The 13,227-nt window shown below is 41.7% G+C and carries 16 protein-coding genes and 1 tRNA gene; 13 read left to right on the top strand and 4 right to left on the bottom strand.

The window, feature by feature from the left end; all coding sequences use genetic code 11:
* The first annotated feature begins 601 nt into the window (after nt 1–601).
* Complete coding sequence (locus M3197_RS16585; RefSeq protein ID WP_251662912.1) at nt 602–754, top strand: hypothetical protein; 153 nt, start codon at nt 602–604, stop codon at nt 752–754.
* A gap of 14 nt (nt 755–768) precedes the next feature.
* On the top strand, nt 769–975 hold the full coding sequence (locus M3197_RS16580; RefSeq protein WP_251662911.1) for a hypothetical protein: 207 nt from the start codon (nt 769–771) through the stop codon (nt 973–975).
* Between the two features lie 148 nt (nt 976–1,123).
* Here M3197_RS16580 and M3197_RS16575 read toward each other — a convergent pair.
* Nucleotides 1,124–1,196 (bottom strand) — tRNA-Arg (locus M3197_RS16575).
* A gap of 154 nt (nt 1,197–1,350) precedes the next feature.
* Between M3197_RS16575 and M3197_RS16570 the strand changes: the two genes are divergently transcribed.
* From M3197_RS16570 to M3197_RS16560, 3 genes are all read left to right on the top strand, one after another.
* Complete coding sequence (locus M3197_RS16570; RefSeq protein WP_251662919.1) at nt 1,351–2,112, top strand: glucose 1-dehydrogenase; 762 nt, start codon at nt 1,351–1,353, stop codon at nt 2,110–2,112.
* Between the two features lie 221 nt (nt 2,113–2,333).
* Nucleotides 2,334–2,753 carry a MarR family winged helix-turn-helix transcriptional regulator gene (locus M3197_RS16565; protein ID WP_251662910.1) on the top strand — a complete coding sequence of 140 codons (420 nt, stop codon included), beginning with the start codon at nt 2,334–2,336 and terminating at the stop codon, nt 2,751–2,753.
* 16 nt (nt 2,754–2,769) lie between these two features.
* Complete coding sequence (locus M3197_RS16560) at nt 2,770–3,954, top strand: MFS transporter (protein ID WP_251662909.1); 1,185 nt, start codon at nt 2,770–2,772, stop codon at nt 3,952–3,954.
* Nucleotides 3,955–3,991: 37 nt separating this feature from the next.
* Here M3197_RS16560 and M3197_RS16555 read toward each other — a convergent pair whose 3' ends face one another.
* Nucleotides 3,992–4,354, bottom strand: coding sequence for a DUF2500 domain-containing protein (locus M3197_RS16555; RefSeq protein ID WP_251662908.1), 363 nt, complete (start codon nt 4,352–4,354; stop codon nt 3,992–3,994).
* Nucleotides 4,355–4,523: 169 nt separating this feature from the next.
* Here M3197_RS16555 and M3197_RS16550 point away from each other — a divergent pair, with 169 nt between their 5' ends.
* From M3197_RS16550 to M3197_RS16535, 4 genes are all read left to right on the top strand, one after another.
* Nucleotides 4,524–5,300, top strand: a complete 777-nt coding sequence (locus tag M3197_RS16550; RefSeq protein WP_251662918.1) for an amino acid ABC transporter substrate-binding protein — start codon at nt 4,524–4,526, stop codon at nt 5,298–5,300.
* A 33-nt stretch (nt 5,301–5,333) separates the two neighbouring features.
* Nucleotides 5,334–5,993 (top strand): amino acid ABC transporter permease, encoded by a 660-nt coding sequence (locus M3197_RS16545; RefSeq protein ID WP_251662907.1) that lies wholly within the window; start codon nt 5,334–5,336, stop codon nt 5,991–5,993.
* A 15-nt stretch (nt 5,994–6,008) separates the two neighbouring features.
* Nucleotides 6,009–6,755 (top strand): amino acid ABC transporter ATP-binding protein, encoded by a 747-nt coding sequence (locus M3197_RS16540; RefSeq protein WP_251662906.1) that lies wholly within the window; start codon nt 6,009–6,011, stop codon nt 6,753–6,755.
* Nucleotides 6,756–6,830: 75 nt separating this feature from the next.
* Nucleotides 6,831–7,385, top strand: coding sequence for a DUF420 domain-containing protein (locus M3197_RS16535; RefSeq protein WP_025784423.1), 555 nt, complete (start codon nt 6,831–6,833; stop codon nt 7,383–7,385).
* A gap of 239 nt (nt 7,386–7,624) precedes the next feature.
* Here the strand turns inward: M3197_RS16535 and M3197_RS16530 are convergent, their stop codons facing one another.
* On the bottom strand, nt 7,625–7,828 hold the full coding sequence (locus tag M3197_RS16530; protein WP_432814012.1) for a hypothetical protein: 204 nt from the start codon (nt 7,826–7,828) through the stop codon (nt 7,625–7,627).
* 96 nt (nt 7,829–7,924) lie between these two features.
* Nucleotides 7,925–8,410: a general stress protein gene (locus tag M3197_RS16525; protein ID WP_025784424.1), complete on the bottom strand. Its 486-nt coding sequence runs from the start codon at nt 8,408–8,410 to the stop codon at nt 7,925–7,927.
* A 217-nt stretch (nt 8,411–8,627) separates the two neighbouring features.
* Here M3197_RS16525 and M3197_RS16520 point away from each other — a divergent pair, with 217 nt between their 5' ends.
* The 4 genes from M3197_RS16520 (at nt 8,628) to M3197_RS16505 (ending at nt 13,227) form a co-directional block, all read left to right on the top strand.
* Nucleotides 8,628–10,160, top strand: coding sequence for an APC family permease (locus M3197_RS16520; protein WP_251662905.1), 1,533 nt, complete (start codon nt 8,628–8,630; stop codon nt 10,158–10,160).
* A gap of 176 nt (nt 10,161–10,336) precedes the next feature.
* Nucleotides 10,337–11,326, top strand: a complete 990-nt coding sequence (locus M3197_RS16515) for an EAL domain-containing protein (RefSeq protein ID WP_251662904.1) — start codon at nt 10,337–10,339, stop codon at nt 11,324–11,326.
* 54 nt (nt 11,327–11,380) lie between these two features.
* Nucleotides 11,381–12,805, top strand: coding sequence for a cryptochrome/photolyase family protein (locus M3197_RS16510; protein WP_251662903.1), 1,425 nt, complete (start codon nt 11,381–11,383; stop codon nt 12,803–12,805).
* Complete coding sequence (locus M3197_RS16505; RefSeq protein WP_251662902.1) at nt 12,802–13,227, top strand: hypothetical protein; 426 nt, start codon at nt 12,802–12,804, stop codon at nt 13,225–13,227. Before M3197_RS16510 ends, M3197_RS16505 begins: the two co-directional genes overlap by 4 nt.

The following is a 13,227-nucleotide window of genomic DNA, read 5'->3' as shown; positions in this document are numbered from 1 at the left end:
TTCATGATGAGTCCTCCTTGGTATGCAAATTAGGGGTCAATTCGTGCAGATTTGACACCCCGCATCATACCAAGAGGGCTTTTTCTATTCAAGTCCCCGAAAAAGCTTCTAACAGGAATGCTCCTATGAAATGTATTTGAAAATATAGTCTAACATATCCAAATATAAAAAAACTAAAAATTACAAAAAACATTTAAGTCACCTCTCGAAATAGGAATATATGTTCCTTATAATAAAGTTAAAGGAGGTGGCAATGATGGTGTGTAACAATACGATTGTAACGAAGCATTTAATATTTTTAACGCAAATCATTAACAAAGAACAGGATTATTTCGCGATTGTCATTCTCGGTAGAAACATGAAACCATAAACTTATAATTGTCTTGAACACTGCGTTCTTCATATCGATTTGTATTTAAGAAAAAGACATTCATACTTATTTGAAAGTTCTCTTGAGTCTTTAGCGTTTGCTTCAGCAGAGGAAGATTATAACTTTTTGTTGGATTTCAGAGAAATTTCCACGTTAGATCTTCTACTCAAACTACATGGACCAGCTGATTTACTTATCGATAACCGACAACTTCAGTGATTACATAAAATTTTGTCAGATGCCAAACAAGAAACAATTAATTTAAAGAAAGAAGGGTTATACGTGACAAATCAACTTCGTTTTACTTCAGGTGATTTAGAAACGGGAGAATTTAATCTTGATGTAGCTATTGATTCGAAAGAGGGACCACACTGGATGCAATAGTAGATGCAATTACGATGTTAATTAGAAATATTGATTTAAAGCATACATGTGACGAGGATAATGATCTATATATTAACGCAATGAAGAAAATAATGGGATCAGTTGGAGTTAGTTTAGTTTGTGAAGGTTGGAGAGATGGTGATTTTGAAAAAGAAAATATTAAACGTACGCTTATATGGTTTTTGAAAGAACATGGATTTGCAACTGAAGCAGAAGAATAAAAAGAAGAGGGGGCAGATGCCTCCTCTTTTCACTTTGTATTATTAAAATTCAAATCGGGCAAAATTTGGGTACAAAACGCTATATCAGAAGGCTTGTGTTTGTGTCTGAAAAAGATATAAAGACCATGGTATAGCGCTTTTCAAGATACGTCCCAGGCAGGAATCGAACCTGCGACCCACAGCTTAGGAGGCTGTTGCTCTATCCCCTGAGCTACTGAGACATTTGGGATTTAACTATATTAGTATACGGCATATTTCTCATATCAGCAACCACTCGATTGACCTCCACCAGTAAATCAAATTATTTTAATAGTTAAACATTAAAGCGTATACTGAGAAATGATGAAACGAACATTATTATTGGAGGCGGTTAAGTTGAATCGTTTAGAAAACAAAGTGGCAGTTGTAACTGGTGCAGGTTCTGGACTAGGTCGTGAAATCGCAGAACTGTATGCACGTGAAGGTGCAAAGATTGTCATCGCAGACATGAATATGGTAGGTGCGGAAGAAACCGTTCAAACGATTAAAGCAGCTGGGGGAGAAGCGCTTGCGGTGAAAACCAATGTTACTGCTGAAGAAGATGTTCAGCTCATGATCGATACAGCTGTCGAGACCTTCGGCACACTCGATATCCTTGTTAACAATGCAGGAATTATGGACAACATGTATTCCGCCGCAACGATTACAGATGATGTATGGGACAAAGTATTAGCAATTAATACTACCGGTGTCATGCGTGCAACACGTAAAGCCCTTTCCATCTTTGAAGAAAAGAAAGCTGGCGTAATTGTTAATATGGCGTCCATTTCCGCACTAACAGGCGGACGAGGTGGGCTTGCCTATACAGCCTCTAAACATGCGGTTGCAGGGATGACAAAAAACGTTGCATCTCATTATGCACATTTAAACATTCGCTGTAACGCGATTGCACCCGCTCAAATTCCCACAAATATCACAAACAACTTAGTACAACCCGACAAGCACGGTATGGAACAAGCAATGAAAGGCGTTAGCCAATTGAGCCGTCCTGGGACGAAAGAAGAGATCGCGAACATCGCGTTGTTCTTAGCATCTGATGAATCCTCTTATGTAAACGGTGTTATCATGCAAGCAGATAATGGCTGGTCTGCATACTAAGAATTGAATCCGCTTACGAATCGACTTCCTACTATTGGGAGTCGAATTTTGATTAATTTCGCAAAATCACACAACAATTTATTCAAAAAAGGGGGATTGTCGAAAATAGAAATAAGGATCAAATTATAAAACGCTATCGTTTACAAATGAAATTTCAGAGCGTATACTAATATAGTTAGATAGGGTAACTAACTATATTAGCCTTAAAGGGAGGCGAAGTAATGCATTTGGAACATCAATTCTTCAGAAGTTTTATCAAACTATATCGTCCTTTGGTGAACCAACTCAATAAACTGCTGTTGCATTATGATTTGTACAACGCACAATGGACCATTCTCAGTTTACTTTCGAGAGAAGGGGAGATGACTTCTGCAGAAATTGCGGAGGAACAGATGATTGAAAAACCGTCTGTTACAAAAGTAGTGAAACGTCTTCATGAAATCGGTTATCTGGATGTTACACAAGGGCAAGATAAGCGTGAAAAATTGTTAAAGCTCTCAAGAGAAGGGGAGCGAATCACCGCTGAGATTCAAGCGGAATTGCTACCGTTTTACGAACAGATCTTAGCTGGAATTCCTGAAGAAGGTATACAGGATGCTAAGCAGCTGCTCGATCAGGCGTACGAAAATCTTATCAACTAACGGAGAGGGTCGCTTTATGGAAGACAAGAAAAACTTATGGACAAAAGACTTTATTTTTATCTCAATCATTAACTTCTTTATAATGATTGTTATGTATATGCTTATCGTAACAATTGCACCATTTGCAGTTGACGAATATGGAGCATCCGCTAGTATGGCCGGACTAGTTTCCGGGATTTTCATCATCGGAACATTATCTGCCCGGCTTGCAACAGGTCGTGTTATTGAAAGCATAGGTAGCCGTCGCATCTTACTGATTGGTATGATTATATCAGTCATAGCCATTGCACTATATTTTACTGCACACTCGTTACCGATTCTTTTACTTGTACGTTTCATCCACGGAATTGGGCTCGGCATTGCTTCGACCGCAACCGGTACAATGGTAGCGCAAATTATACCACCATCACGACGAGGTGAGGGTATTGGATACTTTAGTTTGAGTACCGTACTTGCGACAGCAATCGGACCATTTTTCGGTATTTACTTAAGTCAACATACCGACTTTACATGGATTTTCGTATTCAGTTTAGTATTAAGTATTATTGGTCTCGGAATGTTTTTCTTTGTCGATAAACGTCCAGAAGAAGCACCACAAGAGATAAGCGAACCAAAGAATGCACCAAAAGGACTTGCAAATTACATCGAAAAATCTGCGATACCGATTGCGGTAATCACGTTGCTTGCAGGAATTGCATATTCAGGTGTTCTGTCGTTCTTGTCGTTTTACGCAAAAGAGGCAAACCTTGTCGATACAGCGAGCTTCTTCTTCCTAGTCTACGCCGTTGCCATCTTAGTTTCCCGTCCGTTTTCTGGAAAATTGCTTGACCGTAAAGGCGGGACATTTGTTGTAGTTCCTGCATTGATTTTGTTTGCAGGCGGTTTATTACTACTTAGTCAGACACATACTGGAATCATCCTGCTAATTGCTGGCGCTATAATTGGCTTAGGTTTCGGGAATTTCCAATCTTGTGCTCAGGCAATCGCTCTTATTGGTGTTCCTATTAAACGAATAGGAATTGCAACGTCTACATTCTATATCTTCCTAGACTTTGGATTTGGATTGGGTCCTTACTTCTTAGGTGGTGTAGCAACTGCAGTTGGCTACCGTGATTTATATATGATTCTTTCAGGATTAATCGTCGTTGCGCTTATCCTATACTTGTTGATTGGCCGTAAAAAGCGACCTGTTATTCAATAACTAAAAAACGGTTCTCCAGTAGATGGGGAACCGTTTTTTAAGAATGTACACGTTCAAATCCAAGAAAACGAGTACCTTGAAAAGTTAATTTACCAATATCACCTTCAGCTAACATGCCGTACTGATTCCCTCTCATTTGAAACTCCTGCCGGTCGCCACTTTCATATTCAAAAGTCACATAGTAGTAAGTACTCGCTCCTGTATCACCAGTTCCGCCGGAAGTTTCCGTTCGTTTCGTTTTCACATGTGCAGCAACCGTGAGTTGAGGAGAGTTGTTGTTTTTCCCCCATTCTGCTGCTCCTTTTATGAAAGTGAAAAGAATGATTCCTACTATAATGCAGAAGAAAATTGCGAAAAAAATAGGGATTCCGCCAAAAAATGAATTGTCAAAAGGATCCATAGTCGAACCTCCTTCCTGTTTCTTCTAGTATATACGAGTTTCAATGAAAACGGTTCCAAAAAAAGAAACCGTATTTTCATAGCTAATGCTTTGCATTCTTTAAATTGTGTGCTATCCTATTATTACTTTAACAGACTAAAGCGATGAAGCGGAGGAAGACAATATGAAAATGAAAAAAATGAAAGTTGCGTTAGCCGGACTTGGTATCATTGCACTGTTAGCTGGATGTGGGAATTCTAAAGAAGCAGCAAACGATGAAAAGGAATTAATCATCGGGGTGGATGATAAATTCGCACCAATGGGATTCCGAGATGAAGGGAATGAGCTCACTGGTTTTGACATCGACTATGCGAAAGCTGCAGCTGAACACATGGGCATGAAAGCAAAATTCCAGCCAATAGACTGGAAAGCAAAAGAAACAGAATTGGCTAGTGGACGCATCGATCTTATCTGGAATGGCTATACGATTACAGATGATCGTAAGAAGAAAGTACTCTTTACAAAGCCATATTTAAGCAACGCTCAAGTAGTTGCAGTGCTTAAGGATTCAAACATTCAATCACTAAGTGATCTCGAAGGTAAAACAGTTGGTCTTCAAGCATTGTCTTCAGCAGCTGACGCATTAGAAGCAAATCCAATCGCAGAGAAAGTTAAGAACAAAACGGAATTTGCTGATAATGTATTAGCACTTTCTGATTTAAAGAGTAAGAGAGTAGAAGCAGTTATTATCGATGAAGTTGTAATTGACTATTACATGTCTAAAGAAGAAGGTAAATTTAAAGTCCTCGACGAAACGCTCGCTCCTGAAGAATACGGTGTTGGTGTGAAAAAGGGGAACGAGGAGTTATTGAAAAAACTGCAGGATGCATTAGATACGATGAATGAAGATGGAACAGCAGCACAAATTTCCGAAACGTGGTTTGGTGAAAACAAAGTACTGAAGTAAGTCACGGTTTCTAGTTAGGTTGGAGGGATTCTCATGTCGCCAGATTATTTATTATCGATTTTAAAACCAATGCTCGAAGGGGCTAAGGCAACGATTCTATTATTTGTTATCGCAATCGTTGCTTCGATCCCACTCGGCTTCTTGCTTACTCTCGCGGTAAACAGTAAGTTTAAACCGCTATCGTGGTTAGCGAATACGTATATCTATCTCATGCGAGGAACGCCGCTCTTACTGCAATTATTGTTCTTCGTGTTCGGGTTGCCACTTATCCCTGTCATCGGGGAATACTTAGTTATGGATCGCTTCGCTGCGGCTGCCCTCGCTTTCGTACTGAATTACGCAGCATATTTCGCAGAAATCTTCCGCGGTGGTTTACTATCTATTGATAAAGGACAATACGAAGCAGCCCAAGTACTCGGGTTGAACAAATGGCAGACGACGACACGGATTGTCATTCCTCAAATGATTCGCATTGCGCTTCCTGCTCTTGCGAACGAATCGGTGACACTCGTGAAAGATACGGCGTTGTTGTATGCTGTTGCTGTTCCGGAACTGCTTCATTTTGCGCAAACGGCAGTAAACCGAGACTTTACGATTGTTCCATTTGTCATGGCAGGCGTAATCTATCTACTGATAACAGCGGTTTTGACACTCGTGTTCAAGTGGTTGGAACGACGATTCCATTATGTATGAGGAAGGTGAAAAGCAATGGCATTGATTGAAGTAATCGATATGAAAAAATCATTTGGGGATATAGAAGTCTTAAAACAGATCACATTCCAGGTTGAGAAGAACGAAGTGGTAGCGGTCATTGGACCATCCGGATCAGGGAAAAGTACAATGCTTAGAAGTCTAGCTCACCTTGAAGAAATTGAAGGGGGAACCATCCGAATCGACGGGGAAGCGCTCGTAAATGAAGGCGTTTATGTAAGCACTCCTGAAATCCGTAAGATAGGTAGACGGATTGGGATGGTGTTCCAACATTTTAACTTGTTCCCACACTTAACAGTTAAACAAAACCTAGCACTCGCACCGAAACTTGTTAAGGGAGAGCCAAAGGAGAAACTTGCTGGACGGATTACTGAACTTCTAGCAAAAGTCGGTCTTGCGGATAAAGTCAATGCGTATCCTGCTAATTTGTCAGGTGGGCAAAAACAACGCGTTGCGATTGCTCGCGCACTTATGATGGAGCCTGAGATTCTGTTGTTCGATGAACCGACCTCTGCACTCGATCCAGAATTGACGGGGGAAGTGCTCGAAGTTATGAAAAAGTTGGCAGAAGAGAATATGACGATGATTGTCGTGACACACGAAATGTCATTCGCGAAAGATGTCGCAACGAAAGCGTTGTTCATGGCAGACGGACAAATTGTCGAAGAAGGCGTGCCAGCTACGATGTTAACAAATCCGACACATGATCGCACAAAAGCATTCTTAGCGCGCACTTTAGGCTAATGTGAAGTGGCTCGGCCTTTCCTCATATGGTAAACTGGAAAGGTACGACAATTTACTAGCAATGGAGTGGTAACATTGAAAAACGCGTCTTCTACAATTGAAACGCCTATAAAAAAGCGGAATTATAAGCCGTTCATCATCATTGTATCGGTCATTCTAATCGGTGCAATCGGGATTCTTTCAGGAATACCTGGAGTCGAAAACTTTGATGCATTTGATATTACAATTCTTCCGATGCTCAATGCGATCTTCAATACCTTTACATTTCTGTTTCTGGTAGGGGCTTTGATCGCCATTAAAAAACGCAATATCACGGTACATAAGCGATTCATATACGCAGCATTCGTGACGACATTCTTCTTCCTGATCACCTATGTAATGTATCACTTCTTGGCGGAATCGACACCATTCGGTGGCAGCGGATTCATGAAAGGATTCTACTTTTTCATCCTAATTACGCACATCCTCTTAGCAGCAGCAATCGTACCACTAGCTTTAACAAGCGTAGCACGTGCATGGAATGGAGAAATCGAACGTCATCGAAAAATCGTCCGTTTCACCATGCCCATCTGGCTCTACGTCAGCTTTACCGGCGTCCTAGTCTATCTCTTAATCTCTCCTTACTATTAATAACTGATTCAGATGAATATGCTATCGTTAACAATCTCCGTTGATTGAAACGGAAGACGGCGACTCCTGCGGAATCAGCGAAGGACGAAGACCCCGCAGTGAGCGAAGCGATCGAGGAGGCTGAGTTCGAGCCCGCGGAAAGTGTCCGTCTGAAGTGGAAGTCAACACAGTCTACAATTTATACTAATTGAAAAAGCACGGACACCCCTTCAAAAATGGGATGTCCGTGCTTTTATGTCTTACAACTCCTGATACGGCTTCATAAACCGTCCGCTATCCTTCACTTCCGCGTGATACAGCGCCTTCAACGCAAAAGCCCGCTCCAATTCGTGCTCCTTCATAATCTGAGTCAACCGTGTAGATAGCTCTGGCTCCTTTTTCACAAGCTGTGCCATCTTTTGCTGATTATATTGCATATTCCATTCCGCCTCCGTTCTTTCCATGCCATTGCTACAGTATAGCACGCCTCGCACCGTTTTTCGATGCCCACACAAAAACCCCCTTTCCAGAAAATGGAAAAGGGGGAGAGAACCGCTTCCTTATAGAAGGGTACGGTTGTATTCATCTAGATCATGATCAGCTCTACGTGGATAATCCCCATCCACAAGAACAAGAATTTTACCTTCATCGAAATGATTATTGTATTGGTAGGCTTCTTCTTCAGGAATCCCCATACCAATGAGAGCACCAGCTAAACCACCAACACCCGCACCTGCAGCAGCACCCGTAATTCCTGCAACAATCGGGCCAGCAGCGATAATTGGACCGATACCAGGAATCGCAAGCGCTCCAATACCTGCTAATACACCGCCAAGTCCACCTAAGACACCGCCTGTCGCGGCTCCTGTTGCCGCACCATCCGTTGCATGTGTTCCAGTTTCTTCAACTACAGTGTTAACATGTTCACGCTCTTTACTAATCACTGAAATTTCATCTGATGAATAGCCTTGTCTTTTCAAGTCTTCAATTGCTAGAATCGCATCATTTTCACTTTCATAGTAGCCTACTACTTGTCGCTTTACCATGTTAAACCGCCTCCTGAAATTTTTTCTATTAGATTTCGTTGCTAGTCTGAGAATACCCGCACCATGTTTTCTGAAACCTTTTACTCCTTCACAAAACGTTTCTTACCCACACATTTAGATGTAGTGAATTCTAATTTTATTTTTTCCCGAATAATAGGTTTTAGTTCTGCCGAGTAGGGAATAAATCTAAGAAAGATTTTTTAGGGGGAACTTACATATGGATCAGACAGATGCGCATCAGAAGCGCAGAAAGTTAACGAAAACGCTTAAACCATCATGGGTCTTCGCAATTGCGCTAGGATCATCCGTTGGGTGGGGAGCCTTTATTCTTCCAGGTGATTGGATTGGGGAATCAGGACCACTAGGCGCCATGATTGGTTTGCTAATCGGAGCGCTAGTGATGATGGTCATCGCATCTAGCTATGGGGTAATGATTAAGAAATTCCCAGTATCCGGAGGCGGGTTTACATACGCCTTTATTGGAGCAGGTAAAATTTGGGCATTTATATGCGGGTGGTTTCTATCACTTGGATACATATCAATTGTCGCATTAAACGCTTCAGCATTTTCATTACTTCTTAAGTTCTTAGCACCTGGTTTTATGAAGCAATTCTATCTATATAGTGTTGCAGGCTGGGATGTCTATTTGCCGGAGGTTATAATATCTTCAATAATCATCTTGTTGTTTGCTTTCATTAACTCAACAGGAACTAACATTTCAGGACGTATTCAGTTTTACTTCAGTATTCTATTAGTTACAGGTGTTGTAGTGCTCGGGGCGTTTACATTTGGCATAACAGAAGCTCCATTTGAAAATATGAAACCTCTTTTTAGCAGCAACCAATCCATTTTAACATCGATTCTTGTCATATTGGCAATTGCACCTTGGGCATATGTCGGATTCGACAATGTTCCACAAGCAGCAGAAGAGTTTAATTTCTCACCTCGAAAAGCGACGATGCTCATTGTAGCTTCATTATTTGCATCCTTCCTTATATATGCTGTAATGATTGGCTTAACAGCGTGGACATTCCCTACTGGTTCATCAGTAGGAGATGGTAGCCTTTGGTTGACAGGTGAAGTCGTGAATTCCGCACTTGGATATGGTGGACTCATTATTATGGCAGTTGCGATTATGATGGGAATCTTTACTGGCCTAAACGGATTCTATATGTCATCCAGTCGTCTTCTTTTCTCTATGGCTCGTGCTCGAGCATTACCGGACATGTTTAGAACGATTTCGAAAAAGAATCAGACGCCCGTATGGGGCATTTGGTTTGTAACACTCATTACTCTTCCTACTCCTTGGTTCGGTCGCCAAGCACTTTCATGGATCGTGGACATGTCTTCTACAGGAGTAACTGTAGCGTACTTATTTACGTGCATCGCGGCGTATAAAGTACTTGCTTGGGGAGCAGAAGAAGCCAATAGGGAAATCGCTCCTATTAAAAAAGGACTCGCGTTATTCGGAATTGTAGCTAGTATCGCGTTCTTACTATTATTGCTCGTTCCATTTTCTCCAGCTTCGCTGACAACACCATCTTATATTTTGTTAGTCTGTTGGGCAGTACTTGGAGGAATTTTCTATAGTGTCATCCAAAAGCGCTATAATAGTCTAACTCAGGAAGAAACAGAATATTATATGCTCGGGAAGACGATAGAGTCTGAAGTGGATACCACTGTTGAAGTACAAACGGAACGACCAAAGCCTAAAACTACAGATACAACGGGAACAGGTTTACCTACGTAATTCGACATATAAATCTTGAATAACAGCATGTCCCTAAAAGTACCATGGGGCATGCTGTTATTTTTTGTTTTCCATAGGCATTTCGTAGTCTGATGCTTGCCATAACTAGGAGTAATCGATTACAATTAATTATTAATTAGGTGATTCGAAATGCGGAATAGGACGGAGGGTTTGAATTGACTTGTAAAACGACATGTTTAGTAACTGACTTACAAATAGAAGTAAGGGTGGATGACCGAACACAGTGCAATATGCTACTAGAGCACATGGAACGACTGCATGCTCTGGGGACTTTTAACGAGGAGAATAGCTCTGTATTTACCGTTAATGAATCTGGTCTTCGAGATTTAACTGACTTCGCACGAGATTTTTTAGATATGAAGAAATTATACTTTAGGATATCTGGAGAGGGAACTTGGAGGTCCCTCATAGAAGTTGATGAAGTGTTCACTTCACAGTGGATTGATGATCTCATCCAACAAGAACGCGTCATTTCCTTTTATCAGCCGATAGTTGACGCAGAACGCGCTGTTTTTGGCTACGAGCTATTGGCTCGATTCCATTCGCCTGATGGGCGTATGATTTATCCAGATGAAGCATTTGCGGCGGCTAGGTCACGTGGAAGACTTTACGCACTCGATCGGTTATGTCGGATTACTGCAGTGCGTCATGCAGCACCTCTTATTAATAAAAAAGCCTTCATCAACTTTGTACCTACATCAATATATTCACCTGAGTTTTGTTTGCAATCGACCGTTGCAGTGGCTGAACAGTTCAATATCGACCCATTCCAACTTGTCTTTGAAGTTGTTGAGACAGACAAAGTAGATGATGTTGAACACTTAAAAACAATATTAAGATATTATCGAGACAAAGGATTCAATTATGCACTTGATGATGTAGGGGAAGGTTATAGTACAGTGGAATTATTATCAGATTTAAAGCCACATTATATGAAGCTGGATCGATCATTTGTAGATGGTGTCTCATTGGACGTGAAAAAACAAAAAAATGCAGAGTTATTCTTGATGAAAGCTAAAGAGAGCGGTTCTGTTCCACTTGCTGAAGGAATCGAAAGGGAAGAAGATTTCGAGTGGTTAAAGAAGAAAGGCTACCAGCTTTTTCAAGGTTACTTTTTTGGAAAACCAGCCCTATCACCGCTATAATAAGATTAGTTCAAGGGCCGCCATAAAGTGCGGCCCTTTTTTAGGAGGGCTTTTTTGAAAACAATTGTCTGGTTCAGAAATGATTTACGCCTGCATGATCATCCTGCTTTAAACAAGGCGTCAGAATGTGGTCAAGTGCTTCCTGTATTCGTTCTCCCGGACCATACGTCACCGACGGCTGCGGATTGGTGGGTGTATGAATCCCTTAAGCACCTTGAGCAACAGCTCTTGGAGTTAGGAATCGCATTGACAATTTTAAAAGGACCCGCCTCAAGAGTTTTATTTAGACTCGCAACCGAAACCCAAGCAGATGCTATCTACTTTAATGGACAAGTAGATCCCGTTTCCCGAAGAGAAGAAGTGGACTTGCTTGAAACAGTATCCTTATCGGAAATAGACATTCAACGTTTTCCTTCGAATATGTTGCTGGAGCCTACCCTTTTAAAAACAGGTACTGGTCAGCCGTATAAAGTCTTTGGTGCGTTTTGGAAATCTTTACAGCAACAGACGATTCCGTGGCCGATGCCTGCACCCACCACATTGACGAGCTGGGTTCAAGTGTATCCAGAAACAATACCATTGGAACAATCAGGTTTACGGTCTTCGATTGATTGGGATGCCTCACTTCAAGAAGAATGGACACCCGGCGAAACTGCTTCTTTTGAACAATGGGAAAACTTTCGCGACAAAAGACTAAAGCAATATGAATCCAAACGTGACTTCCCAGCAATGTACGGTACCTCCAGACTGTCCGGTTTTTTAGCATCTGGAAATATGAGCATACGAGCTCTTTGGCATGCTGTAAGAAATGCGCAGGAAGAAGGGATTGCACCTCAGCCCGAAGCATTCCTTAGGCAGCTTGCATGGCGAGAATTTTCGTACTACCAGCTGTATCATTTTCCGGACATTACAGAGCGACCGTTACGTTCAGAGTTTCTCCATTTTCCTTGGCTTGAAGATTCAGAAGGACTGAGTGCGTGGAAGAAAGGGAAGACTGGCTACCCTCTCGTTGATGCAGGGATGCGTGAATTATGGGAAACAGGGACGATCCATAACCGTGTGAGAATGGTTGTCGCATCCTTCCTTATTAAACACTTGCTAATTGATTGGCGGTTAGGAGCGGAGTGGTTTCGTGAAACGCTCGTCGACTTTGACGTCGCTAACAATACATTAGGGTGGCAGTGGGTAGCAGGTTCTGGATTTGATGCGGCACCGTATTTTAGAATATTTAATCCGACAATGCAAAGTAAGAAATTCGATAAAAATGGAGCTTATATTAGGAAGTGGGTTCCTGAATTAGCTGCACTCCCAGATGTATTCCTCCATGAACCTCATAATGTCCCTGAAGATGTTCTGGTTGGTGCAGGGGTTATCCTTGGTGAGACTTATCCGTTCCCGATTGTTGACCATTCAACCGCTCGAGCCCGTGCTCTTGATGCCTATGCGCTCATAAAAGGCAAAAAAGAGGGCTCAGCTTGAAACGGATTCTTTGGGCAGTTAGCTATGGGCTAATTGGCGGGTTGATCCTACCATTCTTATTCAAATGGATTGAGTATGCTACAGGCGAGAAAGTGTACACATTCTTGCTCAATGTCGATTACATACCTATTGTGGGGGATATCGCCTTCCCAGAATGGGTAGAAGTGTTCTTTCACCTTATCGTCTCGATTGCAGTTGCACTTGGGTTTTATTTGCTGTTTCAACTGCGTCCATCGTGGAAAAAAAGAGCACTTCCGATTTGTGCGGTAGGTAGCGTCATCATCGGGATCGCATTATTTCCAACTACAGCATTATCCGATCGCACACCAGAACTTACTGATGGTTTAGCTTTTCTCTATTGGGTACTGGGTCATGCAATTTTCGGGGCAGTGCTAGGCATCTTCTTCAAATTTGAAAAGTAG

It is taken from the genome of Sporosarcina aquimarina (assembly GCF_023715615.1).
Classification (GTDB): domain Bacteria; phylum Bacillota; class Bacilli; order Bacillales_A; family Planococcaceae; genus Sporosarcina; species Sporosarcina aquimarina_A.
This window is presented reverse-complemented; position numbering and strand designations above follow the sequence as displayed.

Excerpts from the sequence above, each read along its gene's own strand:
- M3197_RS16555 (WP_251662908.1), bottom strand. The coding sequence starts at position 4,354 with ATGGATCCTTTTGACAATTCATTTTTTGGCGGAATCCCTATTTTTTTC.
- M3197_RS16520 (WP_251662905.1), top strand. The coding sequence starts at position 8,628 with ATGGATCAGACAGATGCGCATCAGAAGCGCAGAAAGTTAACGAAAACG.
- M3197_RS16540 (WP_251662906.1), top strand. The coding sequence starts at position 6,009 with ATGGCATTGATTGAAGTAATCGATATGAAAAAATCATTTGGGGATATA.
- M3197_RS16545 (WP_251662907.1), top strand. The coding sequence starts at position 5,334 with ATGTCGCCAGATTATTTATTATCGATTTTAAAACCAATGCTCGAAGGG.
- M3197_RS16560 (WP_251662909.1), top strand. The coding sequence starts at position 2,770 with ATGGAAGACAAGAAAAACTTATGGACAAAAGACTTTATTTTTATCTCA.
- M3197_RS16565 (WP_251662910.1), top strand. The coding sequence starts at position 2,334 with ATGCATTTGGAACATCAATTCTTCAGAAGTTTTATCAAACTATATCGT.
- M3197_RS16530 (WP_432814012.1), bottom strand. The coding sequence starts at position 7,828 with ATGGAAAGAACGGAGGCGGAATGGAATATGCAATATAATCAGCAAAAG.
- M3197_RS16580 (WP_251662911.1), top strand. The coding sequence starts at position 769 with ATGTTAATTAGAAATATTGATTTAAAGCATACATGTGACGAGGATAAT.
- M3197_RS16550 (WP_251662918.1), top strand. The coding sequence starts at position 4,524 with ATGAAAAAAATGAAAGTTGCGTTAGCCGGACTTGGTATCATTGCACTG.
- M3197_RS16525 (WP_025784424.1), bottom strand. The coding sequence starts at position 8,410 with ATGGTAAAGCGACAAGTAGTAGGCTACTATGAAAGTGAAAATGATGCG.